Here is a 23,101-nt window from a genome sequence, read left to right as displayed (position 1 = left end):
ACATGAGGAACAAAAATGGTATCATTTTAATGAAAATGAAATTCATTATCAATTAAAATCAAGGCTTGAAAGAAGGTTCGTATATAATGGCAGATATTCTAATTGTCTATGCCAGTGAGACAGGTAACACTGAAGAAATGGCGCAAAAAATAGCTGAGGGTGTTAAGCGTGTGGGGATTGATCCGGCCGTTAAAGACGTTTTAAACTTATCAGCGTCAGAATTGAATGATTACAATGGGATTATGTTTGGCAGCTTCACTGATGGAATGGGCGATCTTCCATACTCAGTTGAAGATTTTCTTGACACAATTAGCGAGAATGATCTTAAAGGAAAAGCTGCCGCTTGTTTCGGCTCCGGTGACAGCAGCTATGGGCTCTTTGCTGCTGCTGTAGATACCATTCAAGAAGCACTTGAACACTGTGGAGCGGAAATTATTGAGGACAACTTCAAAGTTGAGCTTTCGATGACTAAAGAAGAGCAGGGCAAGGCAATACAATTAGGTGAATCTTTTGCGAGAAAGATTCTCGCAAAAAGAGAAAAAGATTGAATATAAAAAAGTAAGCGAAAGGCAGATCAAATGGTCTGCTTTTTTTCTGCATCGTAAACTATTGTAAATAACGTCCTTTTCTAATTTATACTCCGTTTAACAATAACTTTCTTGCAAATTGCCAGTTAACCAATGTAAATTAAAAAAGGGAGATAGATGAAGCTGAGAATTGTTGTGATGGTAACGATTAGTGAAGCAAGCTCTGAGTCCCCATCAAATTTCTCGATCAGCATGACACTGTTTACTGCAGCAGGCATGCTGATTTCTACAAAGAGGACAGAAGCGAGCATGCCATGAATTCCGAGTGAAAACAAAACTAATTTAGCAATGATCGGGACGATAAGCAGACGGAGAAAGACGCCGATCCATACCTCGCGGCGCCAAACGCCTGAAAATTTTGTGCTGCCCAGCTTTACGCCTAAAATTAGCAGTACCAGAACCGGATATGCCGTACCGAGCATTTGAACAGCGGTTGCGGTTCCGATGGGTAAATGCAAATGAGTGACTGCCAACAGTGCACCAACAAGACAGGCATAGATGAGCGGCGATTTAAGAATATGGAGTATTGATTGTTTGCCGCTCATCGCAGCTCGTGATGCAATATACATACCGAGAATATTAACAAGAATAATTTGCCCGATAACATATACTGCTCCGAGAGAAAATCCAGTTTGACCGAATGCCAGCAGCAACACGGGAAGTCCGTAATTATTCGCATTACTGAAGACGACAGTTAAGGTAAGTGCTCTGGCACTTGGTTCTGGGAAGCGGAATAGCTTAGCAGTTAGCATCGCAACCAACCATAAAACAGCTGTCATGATGACCGAGAACAAAAAAATGTGAATGACATTGGTGCCCTTTAAATGTGATTCGGACAATGCATTTAAAATAAGTGCGGGTGCGAGTATGTATAAACTAATATCGGCGAGCAGTTTGGTGTCAACGCTGTTTCGCTTCTTCTGAAGAATGGCTCCGCATACACAAATAATTAAAATTGGAACACTGATAGATGTGAGAAGATTTATATAAGCGGTCATTAAGATACCTCCGAATCAGCAAGAACGATATGATCATGGTTCATGAACTTTCGCCGATTTTTTTCCTAAACAAGGTGTGAAACGTGAAACTATTTTCTCTATCATAGCACGAGATACGCTAGAAATGACTTATTTTGTGCGATTAGCAGATTTCAACGAGAACAGCGGTTAAAATTATAATAATGTAAGATGTGAAGCAAGTTTAAAGATGGCGGGTGATGATCATTTTTCATGAACATAAAAATATGATTTGGGGAACATTTTGCAGCAAATGCGGCGCTGAATGCAGCGTTTTGCAAAGTGCCCATCATCCATGGGATCAAACGACGTTTGGAAGAATAATTAGATGTTCAAAATGCGGCAGTGAAAATCATGTGAATCAGCAAGCTGCAGCCTATTTCTATAATCAACGTATCTATAGTTATTTCAATGAATTGTCGGGCGTAATTCTTGATTTGGGTTGTGGGGGAGGATTTATTAGCAGCTATTTGTTGAACCAGCAGAAGATCAATCTAGTTTTTGGTCTGGACCAAGATAAAAATTGTGCATTAGAATTAACCAAACTTTTAAGCAACCACAAGTTCACCTTTATCCATGCGGATATCTGTAAGCTTCATGATTTATTTGCGAAACAGAGTATTGACTATTTAGTGAGTCGGGATGTTTTTATGTTTATTGAGGATACTGACCGCTATTTTGATGATATCAGTTTGCTCGTTAAATCCGGAATACGACAGATGGGGTGGTACATGAAAAACAACCCAAGAATGAGAAACAGTCTTGAACCTGATCAGATTTTAGGGGAGTACCGAAAAAGAGGGTGGCATGCAAATCTGAAGGATCTTGAATGGTATAAAAGCGGCTATATGATTCAGGCGGATCGACAATGAGCGATCAGAAAACTTATGACTCAGAGAGGACGACCATGTGGACAAATATAGATAGCAAAAACCTAACAGATTTGAGCATTTTTTCAGCGATTTATATGAGCGGCGGATCGGCAGAAAAACTGCTTTACCATTTCAACAACGGATTCGGCGAATTGCTGCAGCGTTATTTTCATCATGGCGGTATTATCTACGGTCAAAGCGCAGGGGCTATTGTCCTTGGTAAAACAATTGACACCTTCCAGCAACTAAATGATGATCTAAATGGATTAAATCTCATCTCCGGATTCTCAATGGCATGCCATTTTCAGGAAGATAATGGAAAAAATTTCTAAATATGTTCAGTACAATCAACAACCTGTTATTGCTTTGCCAGAAGGAACAGCTCTGTATCAAAAAGATGATCTTCTCTTCCATATAATAGGATTAAATCCGGCCTTTTTCTTTTTAAGCGATTCGCAGAAACCTTTAAGAATTATGCCGTAATTTTTATCGTGTATATCAAGCGTGCAGTGATTGGCAAAATGAGCGTATTCGATTCTCATAAAACTCAGCGTTACTGTTGCTGTCACCTTTGACCTTGCGCATGATTAACTTATCAATTAGTTTCATTTTTTCAAAATTAATAACGTAACCGAGAATTGCCTTCACTGCTGCTTTACGGTTTAATGAATCGGGAAATGCTTGTTGCAGTTCAATTTGGCGTTTTCTTTCTTCAGGATGAGCGGCGCAAATATAAAGGCCAATTGTCTTCCCTTCAAGCTCATGAATATGTTCTTTCATATACTTAGTAAGTTGCTTTTGAATTCTGCCCATATAAATGGATCCGCCGAGAATTACCGTGTCGTAAAGCTCAAGGCTTGGTGCAGGTTCAATCATTATATTGACTAAATCAACAACTCCGTCTAGTTCCTTGGATAACTTTTGTGCAACCACTTCTGCTGTTCCGTATTTCGTTGCGTACAGGATGAGTGTTTTCATAAAATCCGCTCCTTAGTGAATTATCCTGAATATAAATTTTTATAAACGAATTGTCAATGACCCTAATTCTTTTGCATAAGTTAATGATCAAACAGGTCTTGATGTGTGGCATAGTACGAATTTAATTCATATGCTATTAACAGATACTCAGATCCTTGGGAGTGTGATGATGGCCAGGCAACTTGAATCAGAGTGAGGCGATCAGCCATGGAAGTTGGACAGTGGGTTCACACAAAATATATGGGGAAACATGATTGCATTGGATTTATCACTTCAATTTATCCGGATTTTCAGAGGTGCAAGCTGCGTGTCACTCAGTGTGCCAATCATCCGCGAATGAAATGGTTGGAAATTTCTTTTGAGGATGTCATTCACGACAACGACGATTTAACGCGAGCGGAATTAGACAGCTTGATTGATTTAGCGCTCGCAACTTATGACAAGGATTGGTTCGAGAAATTAACTGCGCTGAGTGAATAATCAAAAATAGTTTGGCTAATTATGTGTAAGCCCTTACATATTTAATTAAGCCAAACTATTATTTTTGACTTTTGATCTGAAAATCTGAATAAAGCGGATGCCTATACAATAATTTTATTTTTTAATTTCAATAAAGATTATGAATTAATAAGCGTCCAGCAAAGATATAATGCAACACCCCAGATCATCACTGCGGAGCATTTATTGATCAGTGGCAAAAGCGGTCCGTTTTTGGCGGCTCGTCCGGTTAAATGACCAGCAAATGCAAGACTGAAAAACCATATCCATGAAACGGAGACGCAGGCGAGTGCGAAGAGCCATTGATTCACACCGTGGTAGTGAATCGCATTGGTTCCAATCACGCCGACTGTATCCAGGATAGCATGCGGATTGAGCAAAGATACGGAGAGAGCGAATAAGACTTGTCTTTTTGCAGACAGTCGACCACTTAGTTGATCATCGTTCATGGGGGTATCGTTCCAGATTTTCCAGCCAATGAACAGGAGAAATAGAATGCCAACAAGAAATAGAGACGTGACCAGCCATGGAAAAGTTAAAATTAATAATGATACGCCGCCGACAGCCAAGCAGATAAGCAGGGTGTCCGATAACGAGGCGGCAAGAATGGCTGCCAGCGCTTCAGTAAGATGTGTTGAACGAGCCCCTTGATTAAAGATAAATACATTCTGAGCACCAAGCGGTAAAATCAAACTGAAGGATAAAAGAAAACCGTGAATGAGTGCAGTCAACATGAAAAATCCCCCCGAAAAAAAATCACATTACTATTATTTATCAAAAGCAAGCGAGAGTCGCCAGCCAAATGATAAATAATAGACCAACCAAATTGAAAGTTGCTACTTCCTCAGTTCCTCGGATCTCTTCATGCTATAATTACATTTAACTTATTGACCGAAGATAATGAAAAAGTAATTGACTCAACTTTCGCACCCCAATTTAGGTAGATAAACCTTGATATAGTTAGGTAAACCAGCCATCCATTGTACGAGTTGACTTTTAATTAATTTGTTGAGCCTCTTATTTGTCTGCTGAAGCACATCATCAAAAATTTTGAATAGATCTGCAAGCGCTGCGGCCCAATCTAATTCGTTCACCTCATCGCAGAGTTCATAGAACATGCCTCCGAGTGTGCGGTGATCGGTATGGCAGCGATTTTGCCAAGATAAGAGGATAAAACGAGAAAAGACAATGGTGGTATGGCTGATCATCAAATCATAAGATCGGCCTTGAAACTCTTTTTGAAGCTTCAGCAGGGATTTTGTGGTTTTGAAAAACACTTCTATATCCCATCGCATGCCATAAATACGAATGATCTCTTGTTCGCTTAGCGTACAATCCGTACTCAAAATGGCCAACCATTCGCTTTTCTTATTGCGGTTCGACACGAAAACAACCTTTACGCTGATCCCATTGGCCATGGTGGTTTGGATGGAACGCAAAAGGGTTCGATGACCAGTGACCGGCGGGGCGGCATGGTATAACGATTTTAACCCAACCAGCTTGTTCTTCACCTGATAACGTTGATTAGTGTCCTTGACCATACCGATGACGTCCATTCCTTTTGTCCGGATGGCTTGAATCAAAGGCTGTTGGGTAAACCAGGTATCCATGAGCACATAAGAGGCTTCGATTCCGCTCTTTAATGCACGCTCAATCATAGCAGGAATCTGCTCAGGCGCTGTTTGAAGAGCTTCCATCCGCCGTTTATAGCCGGAACAGCGTTTATCAATCTTCTGAGAAATGCCGTTAATTTGTGCCTTCTTTGAACTCAGCAATGAGAAATCAATAGGCATAAATGTAGCTCCATCAGACCAGCCTAAAGTTAACATTCGGAATCCCTTATAGTACCGCATTTTTTGAGAGGCATGATCAAAACATCGGGCAAGCAGTTCAACTGTTTTACTCCGTTGTCGATAGAAAGAGGAATCATCAACGATGAGTACTTTCGGACGATGATGATCCGTCAGTGTACTTACCTTTTGAATCGTGCTCGTACTCAAAAAAAGAAGAAACCGACGCCAAGCAAACTGAGAATGATTCAGAAAACGATAAACGGCATCTTTTCCAGGATAATGGGTTGTTTTCTTACTCTCCAAAAGGCGATACCAATTTTTCTGTTCAAAGATGAGACAGAACACCAGTTGAAATAGATAGGCACACGTAAAGCCAAACGCTTTCGTAATACCTGCATGACGTAAATGTTTGAGCACACCCAACTCATCAAAAGTCACTTTTATTTCTTTTGGCAGTTGATTATTCAGACCCTTTTTCGCTATCATATAGAGGACACCTCTTCTTTTGGTAGTGTTTTCGTCAAATTCACTATACCAAAAAGGAAGGTGTCTTTCTATTTTGTCAAGATCCCTAATGAATAGCTCACAAAACAGGTTACATCAAGGATTCTCCCAGACTTTTACACTGCGAAAGTTGAGTAATTGATAAATAAATAATCAAAGGAGACTATTCTTTGAAATTAAATCGCAAATCGCCAGTACCACTTCGAAAACAAGTAGAAGAGTACATAACAAATCAGATCGCTGCAGGAGAATGGGCAACCGGTTCACGCCTCCCGTCGCAAAGAACTTTAGCCGAACGGTTAAAGGTTAATCGAAGCACAGTGACTGCGGCCTTCGAGGAGCTGACGGCTCAAGGACTGATTGCAGGCAACCGTGGAGGCGGTACCAAAGTGATTAACAATACATGGGGATTGATGGCGAAACAAAAACCTGCCGATTGGGGTGCTTATGTTGAGGCAGGTCAATTCAAGCCGAATCTCCCAATGATTCGCACCATTAACCAAGCTGAATTTATTCCAGATATCATTCGGCTTGGTACTGGGGAGCTAAGTCCGGATTTGATTCCAAGTGATGAGTTGGCAAAACTATTTTTGAATGCGCCAATACATAGTCTATCTTTAGGATACTCGGAGCCAAAGGGAAATCTTCGACTTCGAGAAGAAGTATCAAAATTCCTGAAGCTAAAAGGAATTGCGGCTGACCCCGAATCTATACTTATTGTCTCTGGTGCTCTGCAGGCACTCCAGCTTATTTCAATTGGATTACTAGATCGAGGATCAACGATTGTACTTGAAAAGCCCTCTTATCTCTATTCGGTACATGTTTTTCAATCTTCAGGCATGCGCTTCTATGGTTTGCCAATGGATTCCGAGGGACTAATGGTTGATCGTTTATCACACATAAAAAAGGAATGGGGCAAGACTATTGTCTACTCCATTCCATCGTTTCATAATCCTACCGGGAAGGTAATGACTGCAGCTCGCAGAAAATCCATAGTAAATGCCTGCGAATATATGAGGCTGCCGATCATAGAAGATGACGTTTATCGAGACCTCTGGATTGACGCGCCGCCTCCACCATCGCTGAAGAGTATGGATCGCTCTGGTAATGTCCTTTATATTGGCAGCTTGTCCAAAGTGTTAAGTCCCGGATTAAGGATTGGCTGGATTGTTGGTGAACGTTCAGTAATCAATCGCTTAGCCGACATTAAGATGCAAAACGATTACGGCTCAAGTGCTTTATCACAATGGGCAGCAGAAGAGTACATGAGTTCCGATATGCATGAGGCGCATGAATCTTATATACGCGATCAGTTACGAATCCGGCGCGACCGTATGCTCGATTTGTTGTCTGTGTATTTTAGCGATCTTGCCGAATGGAGCAAGCCTAGCGGAGGATTTTATATTTGGCTGAAATTGATTCCCAATATTGATCCTAATGCACTGTTTGAGTGTGCTTTGGCAAGCGGCATTCTTTTAAATCCTGGTGTCCTCTATGATCGCGGTGCAAGTCACCATTTACGTTTATCGTACGCATATGTATCAAAACGAGAAATGGAGCAAGCAATCCCTGCTTTGAGAAAAATAATAGTGAATTTAGTTGACTAAATTCAATTCAGAAACGGTATTCTAAGAGAAAATCCTAATTTATTTTAACGATTGGATTGCCTGAACAATCAGTTCCGAATATTTTTTTGCCCCGGTCACAGACAGATGAACACCGTCATCGCCAATGTAATTGCTCTGTCCTTCACTTGCTTGATGCCAATCGACAGAGGTAACATTCTCATGATCTTTATCCGTTTTTTGAATAACTTGGTTGACAATCGATTCCCATTGACGCGGTACACGGGTATTAATAAGAACTATATTTTTATCCGGTCCGATTAACTTGATTAATTCATCCATTTGCTCTTGAGTAAACGGGCCATTTGTTCCGAGCTCAATCACAACATTTTGATTTAATTTACCTTGTTGTTTCATTTGATTAATCGTGTTGAATGCTTCCTGAAACTGTCTGCCAACCTTGCAATCAATCGTTAGGTTTTTGATTTCTTCTTTTAGATAGGGTTCGGCACCAAGCATTACCGAGTCGCCGATCGCCGTTACCTGCTTATCGGAAACTTTAGACTGCGTTTTCGCTGTTTTCTCTTTTGCAGCTGCTTTATTCTGTTTTTCCTGATTCACTTTTTCTGCCGCTTTTTTTAACGGTTGTTTTTTGGATGGTTGAATTTTTTTGTTTGATTTTTTCTCCTTCGTCTTTTTTGAATGGTTAGATATGGTTGATCCGTTTACTTTGCTCGCAGAAGTTTTCTCATCCTTCATAGATACCGTCGACTTTTTCTCGTCTGAATCATTTTTGGACAGTGCTTTCTCGCTTACTTTTTGTTTAGCTGCCGGTTTTGCATTCGTATGCTGTGCAAGAAATGAAGACCCATAAAAGATTAAGAAAAGTGTGCAGAGTCCAATACCGGTATTTCGAATGATCAACTGCCAACTGCCGCCCTTACCTAATCGGCGAATAGGCCGTTCAATAAAATGGTAGGAGAGTGCAGAGACGGCAAAAATTAGAACGAGCTGCAGTACGATACGTAAAGGATGTACCTCATTAGCCTGACTTGCCGGTGTCGTGAGCTGAATAATCGGATAATGCCACAAATACATACCGTAAGAACGCAAGCCGATCCAGCGCAGCGGTCTTACTCCGATCCATTTTCCGAGCAAAGTTGCAGGATGGGCGAGTGCGGTAATAAGCACAACACTAACTAAAGAAAACAGTGCCAACCCGCCGGTATAGAGAAATTCTTCGTACTGATTGACATAGATAACACATAAGAACAAGAAAATCAAAGCAAATGTGCCAATGCCATCTAAGAAAATGCCAAGTGCTTTGCTGCCTGATCCGGAAAGCTGCCGACTTGGCCACACGCAAGCCAGAATTGCGCCGAAAAGCAAGGCAAAGGCGCGGGAATCGGTGCCATAATAGACTCGGCTCGGATCAGTACCTGTATGGTAAATCAAGCCCATGCAGAGAATGGAGCTTGCAGCCAGTAATAAAGTTATGCCATAAAGAACCTTCGTTCCTTTGCCGATACGTAAAGCAGCGGTCACAATTAATGGCCAGATGAGGTAAAATTGTTCCTCAACAGCAAGCGACCAAAAATGCTTCAGAAGCGATGGATTTGCAAAACTGTCAAAATAGGACTGTTGGTGAAAAACAGACCACCAATTGCTGAAATAAAAGAGTGCGGCGACAGCGTCCATACGGGTTTCCTGGAGCAGAGCAGGTTGAAAGAAAAAGACATAACCTAAGATGACAACTAAAACGGAAATCATAGCAGGCAGCAGCCTTTTTGCTCGCCTGACCCAGAAGTTTTTTAGATTAATGGAGTTTGTATCTTCCCATTCTTGAATGAGAAGATCCGTAATTAAGTAGCCCGAGAGGACAAAGAAAATGCCGACGCCTAAAAATCCACCGCCGGCAAAGGTTAAATTCATATGGTAGGCAATAACCGCAAGAACGGACAATGCACGTAATCCGTCCAAACCGCCCATATAGCGATGTTTTAGTTTATTTTTCACGAAAACCACCCGCCTTTTAGAAACGTTGTGTGTTATCAAGATGCTGACCGGCAGGCGAGACTATGTATTTTAGGGGTTTATTTTTTTCGGAAACCGTTCAAGTCAAGCAAATAACCATATATCTATTTTAACGCATTCCGTATGAAAAAAGTTTTTCAATCTATTTAAAAATGGATTGTAATTATTGCCAATGTTTTAATCGGATTGGAATAATCCAGAATATTAAGTAGTCGTTGCATATAAGATGATATACTCCTTAACGATCATGTTAAAATGGTTAAAAGGCAGGGGACACAGACGTATGGGAAATGTAGTAAAGCAATATCAGAATTCTTCAAACCTGGCGATCAGGACAAAGATTCATGAACGCTATAGTACCAATAAAAAGGATTGGCACGAATGGCTTTTTGATCATTATAAAATAGAATCTGGCAGTACGATTCTTGAACTTGGAGCTGGTGACGGAACATTTTGGATGAAAAACAAGGACCGTATACCAGAAGATTGGAAAATCACGCTGTCCGACTTTTCAAACGGAATGCTGAAGGATGCACAAAGAAAAATAGGCAACAACTTAAGTATCACTTTCAAGGCTATTGATATTCAGGACATTCCATTTGAGGACAATAGCTTCGATACGGTTATTGCGAATCATATGCTTTATCATGTTCCGAACAGATTGCAGGTTATTAAGGAAGTGCGCAGAGTTTTAAAGCCGGGCGGTGTTTTTTACTCATCAACCATCGGAAAACAGCATATGGTTGAATTTAATGAACTCTTAAAAGGCTTTGATCCTAATCTTGGTTTTGATCTGACCAATGTACAAGCTGACGCCTTTGGCTTAGAAAATGGGACGGAGCAGCTTGAAAACTTTTTTGATCAGGTACAGCTCACGTGCTTTCCAGGAGGACTTCTGATCGATGATGTTCGGGCAATTGCTGACTATATTTGGTCTTCAAGCGCCAAAGCAAAAGAGGTACTGTCCGGAGCAATACGTGAACATTTCATAGACTATCTAAATGAAGAGAAAAAGAAAAACGGAGGCTTTATTGAAATAACGAAGGCTACCGGACTCTTTGAATCAAGATAGCTTCATGCGTCCGATCAATTTTTTCCTATTCATGTTGGTTCTCCTTCTTTACTATGAGTGTGAAGGAAAAAGGAGGACACAAAATGTACGATTCAACAAAAAAATGTGTGATGGTCATTGATTATGAGCAACCGCTTGGTGTGATGGCCAATACGGCGGCAATTCTAGGCTGTACTTTGGGCAAGGATTTTGGTGAAGTGATTGGCAACAGTATCGAGGATGGCAACGGTTTTTTACATAAAGGTATTGTCAATCTGCCCATCCCGGTTTTATCGTCGACTCGTGAAGATCTAACGAAATTACATCGAGAAGTCAGTGAAAGCTTTTCCGAAAAAATTGAGTTGATCGGGTTTACAACGACCGCACAGAGGAGCAGAGACTACGAAGATTACACATTGAAATTATCCGCTACGCAGACTTATGATCTTAAGTTCTTAGGTATTTGTCTCTATGGAGAAAAAAAGGCAGTGAATCATCTCACTGGGAGTCTCCCAACGCTTAAATAAAGAAAAGACCGTTTGTCTGCTTGAACGAGGCGAACGGTTTTTTACTGAATGTAATGCATCGGTGTAACGCCGGTATACGCCTTGAAATATTTAGAAAAGTGACTCTGATCGTAAAAGCCGGAGGTGACAGCGACATCTGCGATCGGCAGTCCGTTTTGAAGCATTTTCTTTGCCTTATTGATACGTAAATTAATCAAATATTTCTGCGGTGTTAATCCCATGTATCGATAAAAGCGACGAATCAACTGGTATTTATCAACGCCTACATGATCGGCCAACTCGTCTAATAATAATTTCTTTAAACAGTTTTTCTTAATAAAATGCTTCATATCTTGAATATCCTGCGGAACTGATTGTGTTAAATGGGTACTGGCAGCATTATTTTCCTGAAAATCCATCATATTTACTAGATCGTCTAATGCGTGTGTTTCCACTTTTCTATGAGAGAAATTTTGTTCCAGTCGTTTGAACTCATCTATGAACTCATGAAAGGTGCTCGAGGGTAGGTCTGAATAAATCCGGCCGTCGCGGAACTGATCAAAAGTAAACTTGGAAAACCAAGCATGATGAACATAGAGCATTCGAAACTTCCAGTTACCGACATCCTGCGGTTGGCAGCGATGTGTTGATTTAGCTGGGATAATGAGCAGTGTTCCTGCATTGAGAGCGAAAGATTTCTGATTGATGATAGTCTGACAGCAGCCTTGTTCAATTAGTCCGATGGAAAGTTCATTATGGAAATGGGTTCTTGACGTATGAATTGTATTTGTGCATTTCTTTAACTCAAGCAAAAGCGATTGATCGACTTGATATGAAACCTGTGTCATTTTTCTCATCCCAACCTATCTGAAGTGAACGAATATCCGCCCAAAAAGGCGACCAATTGACTTAATGGATCTGTATAAGTCAAGCATTGATTAATTCACATTCCAAAGCTCCGGCGGATTCATTTCGTATAATCCGTCTTTCCGATACATGAATTGATAAATGATGAGTTCTCTGCGAAGTGTTGCATAATCCGGATGAAAATTTCTCAAATAATCACTGATTTCCTTTTCAGAATAGACTTTTCCGAACTCGAGTCCTTTGACAAGACGTGAAAGAACAACTAATCGCTTTTTTCTTTGTGCAGGAATCGTCTTCAGCTTTCCGTCAGCAGTAAAAAAGTTGTTTAAAATGGCTGCACGTTCTGATTCTGATATGGACATATCCATGTTTTCATCTCCATTTCCGACTGATAGGATAGCGGCCGCACAGCTTTCAAGTACCTTTTCATTCAGCGAAAAATAAATGGTATTTTTATCACGGCGTTCTTTAATTAATCCCACGTCGCGAAGCTTGCTCATGTGGTGCGTGATTGTCGGCGGGCTTAAAGAGAGCTTTCCGGCAATAGCCTGACCATGAAGCGGTCCTTGCTTCAGGAGCGCAATAATTCGGATACGTGTTAGATCGGCAAGTGCTTTGTGGAATTCAACGATACGAGTAAGCTGCATCAAAAACACCTTCTAATTTGTTTATCATCTAATTAGATGATAAACAAATTAGTTTAAAAAATCAACAGTAATAAAAAGATTCCCTAATGCACGTGCATTAGGGAATTTTATCGGAGCAGTCTTAATCCGCTTAAAATGACCAATATCGTACTACCTTAGTGGCTGATCACGCCGGAAGGCAAATTGATGTCGCCAATACTCGAATCAATTTTAAATCTTCTTTATAAAATTTCGAAGTTAAATTGCGGAAGAAGTATTCTGCGTTCCTTTTACTGTTTTCAATCGATGCAGCTCCCATACAAGGATCATGGCAATGACAACGCCGATAGTTCCATACCAGGATAAAGAATCTAGGGAAAACATGCTTATCATATACCCGCCTAGAACAGCCCCAATTGCCATCGAAATTTGACTAATTGATTGGTTCAAACTAAGCATTATACCTGATTGAGAGGGTACAATTGTGGCTAGATTATACAGTTGCGCAGGCTGGGTACTCCATACAGAGGCTGACCACAGAAAAAGAAAAACAAATATGATGATTGGATGATGAGCAGATAATGAAAGAAAAATAAGTGAAATAATATTTAGGCACATGCTGACAAGTAGTGTGACGGTAATTCCATATTTATCTGCACAGTATCCGCCAACTTTTGAACCAACTAAGCATGCAATGCCAAAAACGAGCAATGCAGGACTCAGTAAAACTCCGGATAAGCCTAATCCTTTTAGCAAATAGGGGGCGATATAAATATACACAAGTGCATAGCCGCTTAACCAGAAGAGCGTAATAAATAACCCGAGCAGTACTTTTGGATTTTTTAACAAAGCCAGCTGTTTAATGAGCGGAATCGGCTTGTCTCCTTGCACTTTGGGTATCACAGCAACGATAACAATTGTTGCAATAACACCAAATAAGGAAATATCTAAGAAAACGCTTCTCCACCCAAAGGCAGAGGACAATAATCGACCAACAGGGACGCCAATAATGAGCGCCATAGTAAAGCCAATTGTAACCGTAGCAATGGAACTTGCCTGTTTCCCAGCAGGCGCAATTTTAGCTGCAAGTGTAAGTGCGGTGACAATAACCACTCCTGCACCTAGAGCAACAATCATTCGCGAAAAAGTAAAGAGTGCGAAACTTGGGAAAAAGTATGACAGTAAGTTTCCAATGATAAAAATACCGAGCGCGTAAAGTGTGAGTTTACGCCGATCTATTTTTCCTGTAAGTGATATGAGAATAGGCGTACCTATTGCATAGGTTAGTGCATAGACTGTCGTAAATTGGCCGGCCTCAGAAACAGTAATCCCCATTGACGAAGCGATCTGATCGAGAAATCCTGATGTAACAAATTGTGATGTACCAATGAGAAAACTGATAAGCGCTAAAACGTATACTTTCCACATGCTTTTCAATCATTCCTTCCCCATAAAAAAATTGGCCAAGTAAATGTAAATCTTGTGTTTTCGTAAATCAGTGTATATATTAGTGGCAAGAAAATGAAGTATGCACTTTAAAGTAAGATACTATATGAAAGGAAAGTAAAGATGAAAAAGTGGTCGATAGATGAAGGAAATTGTTCCATCTCATACACGCTGTCCGTGGCGGGGGGAAGATGGAAATGGCTTGTTCTTTATAAGTTGTTTAAGAACAATGTCATGAGATATGGAGAAATCAAAAAAAGTTTGCCGTCAATTACTCATAAAATGCTCAGTCAAGTATTGAGTGAGCTGCGGGATGACGATTTGATTGAACGGATTGACTATGCACAGATTCCTCCAAAGGTCGAATATCGATTGAACGAGCGAGGGAAAAGCCTAATTCCCATTCTCGAGTTAATGGCCGAATGGGGAAAAGAAAATCGCCTTTGTAAAAAGGATAATGAACAAAAAACGAATCTTAAGTAGCATAATATTGCTGTAGCATATACTCGAGTTTCAGGTGTTACACTTATATTCCGTTTAAGAAAAACTGTGCTTAGATTATTGTCATTTGCTTGAGAGATTTTCTATTAATCCCATCTGATGTTTTGTATAATGAATTTGTTTTCATGTTTCATCGTTTTATGAATATGAGAATAAATATCATGAGAAAGTGGAGATAAAATGGGGACAGCTGAGAAACAACAGATGAAAGCCCAACGCACATTCTATGGTGTGCTATTCGCAATTGGCTGCGGCCATTTTTTCAATGATTCCATTCAGGCTGTTATTCCAGCCATGAATCCAATCCTTGAGCAAACCTTAAATTTGAACTATGCGCAAATTGGCTGGATTGCTTTTGTCGCCAATATGACTGCATCGGTTATTCAGCCTTTTTTTGGTTATTACGCAGATATTAAATCAAAACCATTTTTGTTGCCAATCGGCATTTTAACCAGCTTGGTCGGTTTAATAGTTTTTGCACTGGCACCGAGTTATATATGGGCACTGTTTGCCGTGTTCTTCATTGGTATCGGTTCGTCAATTTTTCACCCGGAAGGCTCGCGGGTGGCACATATGGCTGCTGGGGCAAAACGAGGCTTAGCACAATCGATTTTCCAAGTAGGAGGCAACTTTGGGCAATCGATGGCTCCTGTTCTAACTGCACTCATTTTTCTTCCGTTTGGACAGAAAGGGGTTTTATCTTTTTCAGGCTTTGCATTTATTGGGATGGTTGTCCTATTTTTTGTCTCAGTTTGGTATAAAAACCATCAGCCAATTCGCACTCCGCGTGACAAGCAGGCACATCATCAGGAACGGAGTAAACGCGAAGCATTTGTACATAAAAGGATTGTTGCGGCGATGGTACTGCTCATTTTCATCATTTTCGCTCGTTCCTGGTATTCAACCTGTATCTCAAATTTTTATCAATTCTATTTGATTCATGATTATGGACTCTCCATTCAAGCGGCACAAATTTTCATTTTTATTTTCATGATCTCCGGTGTGGTCGGCACATTCTTAGGGGGCCCGCTGGCTGATCGATTCGGCAAAAAAACAGTTATTCTCAGCTCTTTTATCGGTGCAGTGCCATTGACAGTTATGCTGCCTTATTTGCCGCTTTATTTAATTGCCCCGGTTTTTTTATTAATTGGTTTAATTATTACATCAAGCTTCAGTGTCACTGTCATTTATGCCCAAGAATTAATGCCGGGACGACTAGGTATGGTCTCGGGATTAACGATTGGCTTTGCTTTTGGAATGGGCGCGATCGGTGCCGTGCTGTTCGGCAACCTTGCAGATTTGTTCAGTATCCGATTTGTGATGATCCTGTGCAGCCTGTTCCCACTTGTCGGCTTACTTTCAGCGTTACTGCCAGGCGACATGAAAATACGGCGATGGAACAAAGAGATGGATTGAAAGTCCATAAGATAGTCAATTGTCTCTTAAGTTGGTCATTCGATGAATGGACATAGCGTAAACGGTTACAGCGAATAATTAATGGAAGAAGTTGCAAATGAGTAAGGAGCGGATCAAGAATGAACGCTGCATTTCTAATCACGCCAAAAAGTGAAGTGAAATTTGTCTATGAACATTGGACAATCAGGCAGGCATTAGAGAAAATGGAACACTATCGCTATTCGGCAATTCCAATATTAAATAAAAAAGGCATTTATGTTGGGACCTTAACTGAAGGTAATATTCTGTGGAATCTGAAAAAAAATGAAGATCTAGACTTCAGAGATACTGAAAACATCGCGTTGAAAGACGTGCCGCGATACAGGGATATCAAAGCGATTTCAATTGATGTTGAAATTGAAGATATTATGGAGACATCCTTAACGCAGAACTTTGTTCCGATTGTGGATGACAGCGGCGTATTTATCGGGATGATTCGAAGACGTGAAATTATTGCTTACTTGCTTAAATTGCGGGCGGGCTCAATAAACCATTTATAACACTCAAACCTTCTTTGACGACTCTAATCAGGGAAGGTTTTTTGGATTTTAAAGAAGTTACGCGTCCATCAATATTGAAATACATGAGGGCGTAGCAGAGAATAATTCTTTGAAGAAATCGAATCTTTCCTTTTGAAAATGGTTTATCAAGGAGATCGTAATCCTCATTTAAATTAAAAGAGCCATATCAATCCAAACCATCCTGACCGTCCTGAATCGTAACGCGGATTTTTTCAATCCGATTGTCTTTGACAGATTCAACTTTAAACACCATATTTTCATAAGAAACGATTACCTGCTCGTTCTCATCGGGAATGGATCCGAATTGGCTCAAAATAAATCCCGCCACCGTATCGATATCCGCGCCCTGAATAGAGGTCCCAAAGCGTTCATTGAATTCATCAATCTCAAGCAAGCCACTGATGAGGTACGTGCGATCATCAATTCGAGTGATTTTACGCTCAACTTCATCATGCTCGTCATCGATTTCACCGACAATTTCTTCAATCAAATCCTCCATGGTAACAATACCGGAGAAGCCGCCATACTCATCAATCAAAATGGACAAATGATTATGCGTTTTTTGCATTTCATGAAGCAGGTCGTCGATATATTTTGTTTCAGGAACAAATAACGGTTCGCGTAATATGGAGGTCAGATCAACCTGATCAAAACCAACATCACGAGCAGCTTTGAAATAGTCCTTCATATTGAGTACACCGACAATCTTATCGCTATCTGTCTGGTATATGGGAATACGTGAGTAATTTTCATTTAAAATCATTTGTGCAAGGTCATGAGGTGACGTGTCTACACTGACTGCAAATGTCTCCGTCCTTGGAGTCATAATTTCCCGAGCCTTTTTAACGTCCAGTTCAAAAACACCTCTGATCATGCCAAGCTCATCATGATTGATTGATCCATCGTCTTCGCCTGTCTGAGCGAGCAGTTGAATTTCTTCACGCGAGGTAATCTCATTTGCTTTGTCTCGATCAACTCGTGAAAGTTTTGCCAATAAATTAGTTGAGAGTGAAAGAAGCTTAACAAAGGGCAGCGCAGCTTTACTGAAATAAAGAATTGGTGTTACCGCAAAGCGGGCCATTTTTTCAGTGTTTTGCAGGGCTAAACGTTTCGGAAACAGCTCGCCGAATACAAGAGTGACATACGACAACAGAATGGTAATGGTCGCAATCGATATCTCTCGGGCATATGGGATAGGCAGCATGTCCGCAAATCGGCTCGCAAGCCCGGTAGCGGCAGAGGCACTCGAAAATAGGTTGGCAAAGGTGATACCCACTTGAATGGTTGCAAGAAATTTACCCGGGTCACCGATTAATTTTTCTAGTAGAATGGCTTTGCGATCGCCTTGATCGGCTTTGTGCGCAACTTGCTTCTTATTCAATGAAACAAAGGCAATTTCAGCAGCTGCAAAAAAAGCATTAATTAATGTTAAAATGGCGATAAGTACGAGCTGGAAGAAGATTGAACTTCCACCATCTCCCATAGGCGTATCCAAGTAATCGCTCCTTATTATGTAAAAAATTCGTTTGGCTTTATCTGTACTATACCCACTTTATATAAAATGTAAAAACGAGTCAGTGAATTAAGTGGCCTTTATAACTCATTGAGAACACACAGCTATTAATAAAGAAATGTGATAAAATAAAGCAATATGATGAAAGTCGGAGGGCGGACAAATGGACAAGAAAGAAGCAAAGCCAAGTGCTGAAAAGACAAAAAGAAGCAAGGTGGTAACGATTATCGCGGTTGTGTGTGCAATCGACGTGATTGCGACATTAATTTACTACTATGCGTCAGGCGCATTTAAGTTTTGATTTTATTTAATGCTGGAGGAATTTTGAGTGGAAATTAAGAAAGCCGATTATGATGAAATCAAGGATTGGGTCGATCATGAATTGCAAGTGAATACGGAAGAGAAACGGCCTGCCTTCGCAGACAGGAAGCTCCGAAAAATTAGTTATGCAATGTATGATGATCAGGGACAAGTGATAGGCGGAGCGGCGGCTGAATTTCATTGGAACGCACTTCACGTCAGCCTGCTGGCAGTGAGTGAAGTGTATCGGATAAAAGGAGTCGGGACAAAGCTGATTGAACGAATCGAGCAGGAGGCACGCGAGCACCATTGCGATATGGTTCTGCTGGAGACAATGAGCTATCAGGCACCGCTGTTTTATCAAAAACTTGGTTTTCAAGTGATTGGAAGAATAGGGGATTATCCAGGTAAAGGCGAATGCCAGTACATATTGCAAAAAATGCTCAATTACTAAAAAAAGCCTCGTACAGTTTATGATCACTGTATGAGGCCTTATTTTTTTATTTATATTGAATGTGAATCGTTTGAATCAATCAACTTTGTTTTATTCGGTATAAAAGGCCACCAATTGCCGCGTCCGAACAATTTGACCATTACCGGAACAAACAATGGGATAATCACCACTGCATAAAGGATCAAGCCAATAATGACGACGCTGGCAATTTCAACAAGTGAGAGCATCCCGGAAGGCATCATTGCTGCGAAGGTTCCGCTCAGAATGAGGACTGCTGAGAAGATTACGCTGCCCATATGCCACAACGTCAGCAGCATGCGTTCTCGTATTGCCCGATTTGCATACTCGTTGAATCGCTCCATGACAAAGATTGAGTAATCAATGCCAAGTGCGACGAGTACAATAAATCCAAAAAATTGAGTTGTCCATGTTAACCCGGAGAAATGGAACAGTTTTGAGAAAATTAATTCCGAAAAACCCATTGCCGAGAAGTAGGTCAAAAGGAGAGATGCCATTAAATAAATCGGCATAGTCAATGACCGCAAGACAATGACGAGTGCGATGAACACACCAATGATGACAAAGGTAACGGCTTTTTGATAATCTGAACTTGAGAGCTGCTTTAAGTCACTATTAAAACTAGAGATGCCGCTGATCCCCACATGTGCATTTTCGAGCTTCGTTCCTTTCAAAATAGACGGAAGTTCCTTTTTGAATTCTTGAAAATGAGCAATCCCTTTATTTGAGTAAGGATCATCTTTCAAAGTCACTTGAATGCTTGTGATTTTGCCATCTTTACTCATATATTGATCAAGGGCATCTTTAAAACTCTTATTTGTGAAGATTTGATCCGGCACATAGATCCCTGACTGTTCATAGGAAACCTTGGTCCAGTTGCCAATAAAATCATTCGCTGAATTAACACCGTTCTTAATTTTCTTTGCACCATCTGCTCCTTTTGCAAGCCCGCCGGACAGTGTCTGCATTTGATCTTGCACATCACTGAAGCCGCTCCTTAACTGCTTTTGCCCGGAAGCAATTTGTGTGAGTGCATTGGTCAACTGTGGTGTGTTTTGGATGACTTGGTCTTGACCGCTGCTTGCCTGATTTAATCCGTTTTCCAATTTGCCAAGACCGTCGTTTAGTTGAGTGAGCCCGGATTGAAAGCTGCTGATTCCCTGCGACACTTTTGCGGACTGAGCGTTCAATTGCTTCATCGCATCAGCCAATTGTTGAATGCTGCTGTTCAGCTGAGTGATTTGCGCTTTAGCTGTTTTCGTTTGATTGGTAATCTCAGTTTGGATATTGTTCTGAAGATTTTCCATGACGGTCGGTAACTGCTTTAATCCGGTTGCTAATTGAACAAAATTCGGATCCTGCATCGCTTCCGGATGGGATTTGATGTACGCCTGCAAATTTATTTGAATCTGACCAAGTGTCTTTTCCAAATCGCTTGTGTCGATTGCTGGCTGGCTGCCGGATCCTGATGATGAGAATTGGCCAAGTTGGTCTGAGACTTTTTGCAAGTTGTCAGCCACCTGTTGATAGCCATTCTGAATTTGTTCTTGACCGGTTTGGAGCTGTTTCAGCTGTTTCTGAGCATCTTGAACATTTTTTCTGATTTCCGCTGTTCCGGCTGAACCGGACTTAATTCCATCCGAGATCTGCGCCAGTACGGTTTGTATTTTCTGAACTCCGTCTTTTGTAGCGGATGTTCCGTTTTGCAGTTTGTCGATGCCGGTTATTGCAGAATTCAATTGTGGCTGAGACTTATCAATTTTCTTACTTGCTGTTTGTAGACTGTTTTGCAAGGTTCCTAATCCGCCGGAGGCACTTTTCAGCCCCTTATGAACGGTATCCGATTGTTTGGTTACATAGATGTCATTCAGTCGTTTTCCGAGCGGACGTGAAACGCTCATCACTTTATCAACATTCGGATCTTTTTTTATTGCCAGGGAGATGCGTTCAATCAGCGCAACATAATCCGATGAGCGCATGTTGTCATCATTTTGCAAATAGATTGTCGCCGGAGACATATTACCGGCACCGAAATCTTTGGAAATGACATTAAAGCCTGCTTTTGCTCCATAGGAATTTGGCAATTCTTCAGGTGAATTAAAGGAAAGCTGCCCACTATAAGTAATGATCGGCGGTATCGTAAATAAAGCAACGATTAGCAGGGCAACGATCGGGCGTGCAAAAGCAAGCTTGCCGGCAGCTGCCCAAAGATCGCTTTTTGGTTCCTTTATTTTTCCACTCATCGGCCAGAAAAGGTGTTTTCCAAGTGTGGTCATGAAAAGAGGGAGCAGCGTAAAGAGGGCAAGCAACAGGAAGATGACACCAACCCCGACAGCAATCGCGCTTCGGTAGAGGTTAAATTCAACGAATGCAAGTGAGAGAAAGGCGATAAAAACAGGAATTCCGCTTTTCAGTACAGTCAGCCCGGCCGTTCGAAACGTTGCCAGTGTCGCCTGATATTTATCATTTCCCTTTGCAAGTTCCTCTCTAAATCGGCTTAAAAGGAGAATACAGTAATCGGTTCCGATACCGAACAGGACAGCGATCATAAATGTTTGCGTAAAGTTTGAAATTGGGAAATTGAAATAGTTTACAAGAAATGAAACCACAAATTGTGCAACGATATAGCTGATGCCAACGGTAATGAGTGGCACAAACGGTGCGACAACAGAACGAAAGACAAGGAAAAGAACAACGAGGATGAAGATGAGTGTAAGACCCTCTGTTCTCTTTACGCCTGCCTCAGCTGCTGAATTCATGTCATCATTAATCAATTCTTGACCTGTTAAGTAGGTTTTGACACCGTCTGTTTTAATTTCAGCATCGATTTTATTTCGAAGTGAGTGAACGGCTGTCGGATTTACGTTCTGTACTTGAAAGGCAGCCATTAACGTTTTATTGTTTTTTGAAACCAGCTGATCTTTTAAATCTTTATGATCAAAGACATCGATGACGCTCTCAATTTTGAGATCCTTTTTGTTGTCTTTAACACGGTTTAACGTCTTTTCAATCGCATTTAAGTCTTTTCGAGAAAAGCCCTTGTTGGAATGGAAAGCAGCGATATAAGCGGTTGTATCTTTATTTTCGCTGAATTTTTTCTCTAGTTTACTGGCTTGCTGTGTCGAATAATTATCGGGCAATGAGTAACCGCCTTTATCACGAACAAGCGCATTAAAATTCGGAGCCGTAAACATAAGGACTGCAAGGCCAAGTACCCAAATACCAAGCAGTACCCACCGCAATGTGATCATTTTTTTCATTTGTCCGCCTTCTGTCTCATAATGATTTCGTTGATCTTCAAATAGATACGAACAAATTCCTTGCTGTCCTGTTCGCCGACTTCTTCGATCCATTTACCTACAAGCTCATGAATCTTACGTTCTCCTTCAAGAAAAATAGCCTTTCCTGTGTTTGTGTTGTACAATCCGAAGCTGCGATTATCAATCATCCGCTTTTCAATATAACCTTTATCCACTAACCGACTGACGCGAATACTAACGCCGCTTTTATTTATATCGAGCAGATTCGCAATTTGAATCGGGCTGAGTCCCGGCTTCTTCTCTAGCATCCGGAGCAAGCAAAGCTGTTCAAATGTGATGCCATGGGCTTTAATGAGATCTTCAACAGCTTCGTGAACGATATTTGATGTATAAATAGAGACATCTTCATAAGCACTAATCAAGGATTTAACCGAATCTAATTCCAATTGAGCACTTCCTCCTTAAATAGATAACTGTGTTAACCATTTTTTATGATAACAACATTTGGTTTATACAGTCAACTAAAATTGATAATTTTTCTATAATCACATTCAACTAATAAATATATTTTTTTATTCGTCTAAAATCACTTCTCGTCCGTCTAATAAATGAAGAATCAAAAAGGAGGGAGTAAAGGATTAAAATGATCAGGAGCGCAGATCCTTTATTTTAAAAATGCATTACTACGACAACTGATCAATAACAAATCGGCTGAGGTATCGAAAGCGACTATATT

The 23,101-nt window shown here is 40.7% G+C and carries 23 protein-coding genes; 12 read left to right on the top strand and 11 right to left on the bottom strand.

The window, feature by feature from the left end; translation table 11 throughout:
• The first annotated feature begins 86 nt into the window (after window positions 1-86).
• A complete protein-coding gene (locus AC6F33_RS10265; RefSeq protein ID WP_255749688.1) occupies window positions 87-548 on the top strand; it encodes a flavodoxin in 462 nt (153 codons plus the stop codon).
• 125 nt (window positions 549-673) lie between these two features.
• Here the strand turns inward: AC6F33_RS10265 and AC6F33_RS10260 are convergent, their stop codons facing one another.
• A complete protein-coding gene (locus AC6F33_RS10260; RefSeq protein ID WP_255749689.1) occupies window positions 674-1,585 on the bottom strand; it encodes an AEC family transporter in 912 nt (303 codons plus the stop codon).
• A gap of 218 nt (window positions 1,586-1,803) precedes the next feature.
• On the opposite strand from AC6F33_RS10260, the gene AC6F33_RS10255 reads away from it, so the two are divergent.
• Together AC6F33_RS10255 and AC6F33_RS10250 are read left to right on the top strand one after the other, a co-directional pair.
• Complete coding sequence (locus tag AC6F33_RS10255; RefSeq protein WP_500777068.1) at window positions 1,804-2,475, top strand: class I SAM-dependent methyltransferase; 672 nt, start codon at window positions 1,804-1,806, stop codon at window positions 2,473-2,475.
• On the top strand, window positions 2,472-2,807 hold the full coding sequence (locus AC6F33_RS10250) for a Type 1 glutamine amidotransferase-like domain-containing protein (protein WP_500777067.1): 336 nt from the start codon (window positions 2,472-2,474) through the stop codon (window positions 2,805-2,807). The genes AC6F33_RS10255 and AC6F33_RS10250 overlap by 4 nt, the downstream gene beginning before the upstream one ends.
• A gap of 166 nt (window positions 2,808-2,973) precedes the next feature.
• Here AC6F33_RS10250 and AC6F33_RS10245 read toward each other — a convergent pair whose 3' ends face one another.
• Window positions 2,974-3,453 (bottom strand): flavodoxin domain-containing protein, encoded by a 480-nt coding sequence (locus AC6F33_RS10245; RefSeq protein WP_255749692.1) that lies wholly within the window; start codon window positions 3,451-3,453, stop codon window positions 2,974-2,976.
• Between the two features lie 207 nt (window positions 3,454-3,660).
• Between AC6F33_RS10245 and AC6F33_RS10240 the strand changes: the two genes are divergently transcribed.
• On the top strand, window positions 3,661-3,933 hold the full coding sequence (locus AC6F33_RS10240) for an IDEAL domain-containing protein (protein ID WP_255749693.1): 273 nt from the start codon (window positions 3,661-3,663) through the stop codon (window positions 3,931-3,933).
• Between the two features lie 137 nt (window positions 3,934-4,070).
• On the opposite strand, the gene AC6F33_RS10235 is transcribed toward AC6F33_RS10240, so the two are convergent.
• Window positions 4,071-4,685, bottom strand: coding sequence for a LysE/ArgO family amino acid transporter (locus AC6F33_RS10235; protein ID WP_500777066.1), 615 nt, complete (start codon window positions 4,683-4,685; stop codon window positions 4,071-4,073).
• A gap of 183 nt (window positions 4,686-4,868) precedes the next feature.
• On the bottom strand, window positions 4,869-6,230 hold the full coding sequence (locus AC6F33_RS10230; RefSeq protein ID WP_500777065.1) for an IS4 family transposase: 1,362 nt from the start codon (window positions 6,228-6,230) through the stop codon (window positions 4,869-4,871).
• Between the two features lie 188 nt (window positions 6,231-6,418).
• Between AC6F33_RS10230 and AC6F33_RS10225 the strand changes: the two genes are divergently transcribed.
• Window positions 6,419-7,855 (top strand): aminotransferase-like domain-containing protein, encoded by a 1,437-nt coding sequence (locus tag AC6F33_RS10225; protein WP_480948328.1) that lies wholly within the window; start codon window positions 6,419-6,421, stop codon window positions 7,853-7,855.
• A 39-nt stretch (window positions 7,856-7,894) separates the two neighbouring features.
• Here AC6F33_RS10225 and AC6F33_RS10220 read toward each other — a convergent pair whose 3' ends face one another.
• A complete protein-coding gene (locus AC6F33_RS10220; protein ID WP_480948327.1) occupies window positions 7,895-9,829 on the bottom strand; it encodes an acyltransferase family protein in 1,935 nt (644 codons plus the stop codon).
• Window positions 9,830-10,130: 301 nt separating this feature from the next.
• On the opposite strand from AC6F33_RS10220, the gene AC6F33_RS10215 reads away from it, so the two are divergent.
• A complete protein-coding gene (locus AC6F33_RS10215; RefSeq protein ID WP_500777064.1) occupies window positions 10,131-10,919 on the top strand; it encodes a class I SAM-dependent methyltransferase in 789 nt (262 codons plus the stop codon).
• Between the two features lie 83 nt (window positions 10,920-11,002).
• On the top strand, window positions 11,003-11,425 hold the full coding sequence (locus tag AC6F33_RS10210; RefSeq protein WP_500777063.1) for a DUF2000 domain-containing protein: 423 nt from the start codon (window positions 11,003-11,005) through the stop codon (window positions 11,423-11,425).
• Between the two features lie 41 nt (window positions 11,426-11,466).
• Here the strand turns inward: AC6F33_RS10210 and AC6F33_RS10205 are convergent, their stop codons facing one another.
• The 3 genes from AC6F33_RS10205 to AC6F33_RS10195 all read right to left on the bottom strand — a co-directional run bounded on the left by AC6F33_RS10205 (window position 11,467) and on the right by AC6F33_RS10195 (window position 14,334).
• Window positions 11,467-12,252: a helix-turn-helix transcriptional regulator gene (locus AC6F33_RS10205; protein WP_255749699.1), complete on the bottom strand. Its 786-nt coding sequence runs from the start codon at window positions 12,250-12,252 to the stop codon at window positions 11,467-11,469.
• A gap of 90 nt (window positions 12,253-12,342) precedes the next feature.
• Entirely contained in the window at window positions 12,343-12,918 is a 576-nt protein-coding gene (locus AC6F33_RS10200; protein WP_500777062.1) for a DUF2087 domain-containing protein, read from the bottom strand.
• 237 nt (window positions 12,919-13,155) lie between these two features.
• The gene (locus AC6F33_RS10195) at window positions 13,156-14,334 is read right to left on the bottom strand and encodes an MFS transporter (RefSeq protein WP_500777061.1); all 1,179 of its coding nucleotides are present in this window, start codon (window positions 14,332-14,334) and stop codon (window positions 13,156-13,158) included.
• Between the two features lie 132 nt (window positions 14,335-14,466).
• Here AC6F33_RS10195 and AC6F33_RS10190 point away from each other — a divergent pair, with 132 nt between their 5' ends.
• The 3 genes from AC6F33_RS10190 (at window position 14,467) to AC6F33_RS10180 (ending at window position 16,799) form a co-directional block, all read left to right on the top strand.
• The gene (locus tag AC6F33_RS10190) at window positions 14,467-14,826 is read left to right on the top strand and encodes a winged helix-turn-helix transcriptional regulator (RefSeq protein WP_480948325.1); all 360 of its coding nucleotides are present in this window, start codon (window positions 14,467-14,469) and stop codon (window positions 14,824-14,826) included.
• Window positions 14,827-15,024: 198 nt separating this feature from the next.
• Window positions 15,025-16,260, top strand: coding sequence for an MFS transporter (locus AC6F33_RS10185; protein WP_500777060.1), 1,236 nt, complete (start codon window positions 15,025-15,027; stop codon window positions 16,258-16,260).
• A gap of 119 nt (window positions 16,261-16,379) precedes the next feature.
• Window positions 16,380-16,799, top strand: coding sequence for a CBS domain-containing protein (locus AC6F33_RS10180; protein WP_500777059.1), 420 nt, complete (start codon window positions 16,380-16,382; stop codon window positions 16,797-16,799).
• 187 nt (window positions 16,800-16,986) lie between these two features.
• On the opposite strand, the gene AC6F33_RS10175 is transcribed toward AC6F33_RS10180, so the two are convergent.
• Entirely contained in the window at window positions 16,987-18,303 is a 1,317-nt protein-coding gene (locus AC6F33_RS10175) for a hemolysin family protein (protein ID WP_255749705.1), read from the bottom strand.
• 193 nt (window positions 18,304-18,496) lie between these two features.
• On the opposite strand from AC6F33_RS10175, the gene AC6F33_RS10170 reads away from it, so the two are divergent.
• Window positions 18,497-18,634, top strand: coding sequence for a hypothetical protein (locus AC6F33_RS10170; protein ID WP_255749415.1), 138 nt, complete (start codon window positions 18,497-18,499; stop codon window positions 18,632-18,634).
• Between the two features lie 27 nt (window positions 18,635-18,661).
• Window positions 18,662-19,087: a GNAT family N-acetyltransferase gene (locus AC6F33_RS10165; RefSeq protein WP_255749413.1), complete on the top strand. Its 426-nt coding sequence runs from the start codon at window positions 18,662-18,664 to the stop codon at window positions 19,085-19,087.
• Window positions 19,088-19,137: 50 nt separating this feature from the next.
• On the opposite strand, the gene AC6F33_RS10160 is transcribed toward AC6F33_RS10165, so the two are convergent.
• Window positions 19,138-22,365, bottom strand: coding sequence for an MMPL family transporter (locus AC6F33_RS10160; protein WP_500777058.1), 3,228 nt, complete (start codon window positions 22,363-22,365; stop codon window positions 19,138-19,140).
• The gene (locus AC6F33_RS10155) at window positions 22,362-22,811 is read right to left on the bottom strand and encodes a MarR family winged helix-turn-helix transcriptional regulator (RefSeq protein ID WP_255749409.1); all 450 of its coding nucleotides are present in this window, start codon (window positions 22,809-22,811) and stop codon (window positions 22,362-22,364) included. Before AC6F33_RS10155 ends, AC6F33_RS10160 begins: the two co-directional genes overlap by 4 nt.
• Window positions 22,812-23,101: the final 290 nt, after the last annotated feature.

It is taken from the genome of Sporolactobacillus sp. BBK16-2 (genome assembly GCF_059878335.1).
The sequence above is the reverse complement of the archived record's forward strand: the minus strand, read 5'-3'. Positions and strand labels throughout refer to the sequence as shown.

Excerpts from the sequence above, each read along its gene's own strand:
- AC6F33_RS10265 (WP_255749688.1), top strand. The coding sequence starts at position 87 with ATGGCAGATATTCTAATTGTCTATGCCAGTGAGACAGGTAACACTGAA.
- AC6F33_RS10260 (WP_255749689.1), bottom strand. The coding sequence starts at position 1,585 with ATGACCGCTTATATAAATCTTCTCACATCTATCAGTGTTCCAATTTTA.
- AC6F33_RS10255 (WP_500777068.1), top strand. The coding sequence starts at position 1,804 with ATGATCATTTTTCATGAACATAAAAATATGATTTGGGGAACATTTTGC.
- AC6F33_RS10250 (WP_500777067.1), top strand. The coding sequence starts at position 2,472 with ATGAGCGATCAGAAAACTTATGACTCAGAGAGGACGACCATGTGGACA.
- AC6F33_RS10245 (WP_255749692.1), bottom strand. The coding sequence starts at position 3,453 with ATGAAAACACTCATCCTGTACGCAACGAAATACGGAACAGCAGAAGTG.
- AC6F33_RS10240 (WP_255749693.1), top strand. The coding sequence starts at position 3,661 with ATGGAAGTTGGACAGTGGGTTCACACAAAATATATGGGGAAACATGAT.
- AC6F33_RS10235 (WP_500777066.1), bottom strand. The coding sequence starts at position 4,685 with ATGTTGACTGCACTCATTCACGGTTTTCTTTTATCCTTCAGTTTGATT.
- AC6F33_RS10230 (WP_500777065.1), bottom strand. The coding sequence starts at position 6,230 with ATGATAGCGAAAAAGGGTCTGAATAATCAACTGCCAAAAGAAATAAAA.
- AC6F33_RS10215 (WP_500777064.1), top strand. The coding sequence starts at position 10,131 with ATGGGAAATGTAGTAAAGCAATATCAGAATTCTTCAAACCTGGCGATC.
- AC6F33_RS10210 (WP_500777063.1), top strand. The coding sequence starts at position 11,003 with ATGTACGATTCAACAAAAAAATGTGTGATGGTCATTGATTATGAGCAA.
- AC6F33_RS10205 (WP_255749699.1), bottom strand. The coding sequence starts at position 12,252 with ATGACACAGGTTTCATATCAAGTCGATCAATCGCTTTTGCTTGAGTTA.
- AC6F33_RS10200 (WP_500777062.1), bottom strand. The coding sequence starts at position 12,918 with ATGCAGCTTACTCGTATCGTTGAATTCCACAAAGCACTTGCCGATCTA.
- AC6F33_RS10190 (WP_480948325.1), top strand. The coding sequence starts at position 14,467 with ATGAAAAAGTGGTCGATAGATGAAGGAAATTGTTCCATCTCATACACG.
- AC6F33_RS10185 (WP_500777060.1), top strand. The coding sequence starts at position 15,025 with ATGGGGACAGCTGAGAAACAACAGATGAAAGCCCAACGCACATTCTAT.
- AC6F33_RS10180 (WP_500777059.1), top strand. The coding sequence starts at position 16,380 with ATGAACGCTGCATTTCTAATCACGCCAAAAAGTGAAGTGAAATTTGTC.
- AC6F33_RS10175 (WP_255749705.1), bottom strand. The coding sequence starts at position 18,303 with ATGGGAGATGGTGGAAGTTCAATCTTCTTCCAGCTCGTACTTATCGCC.
- AC6F33_RS10170 (WP_255749415.1), top strand. The coding sequence starts at position 18,497 with ATGGACAAGAAAGAAGCAAAGCCAAGTGCTGAAAAGACAAAAAGAAGC.
- AC6F33_RS10160 (WP_500777058.1), bottom strand. The coding sequence starts at position 22,365 with ATGAAAAAAATGATCACATTGCGGTGGGTACTGCTTGGTATTTGGGTA.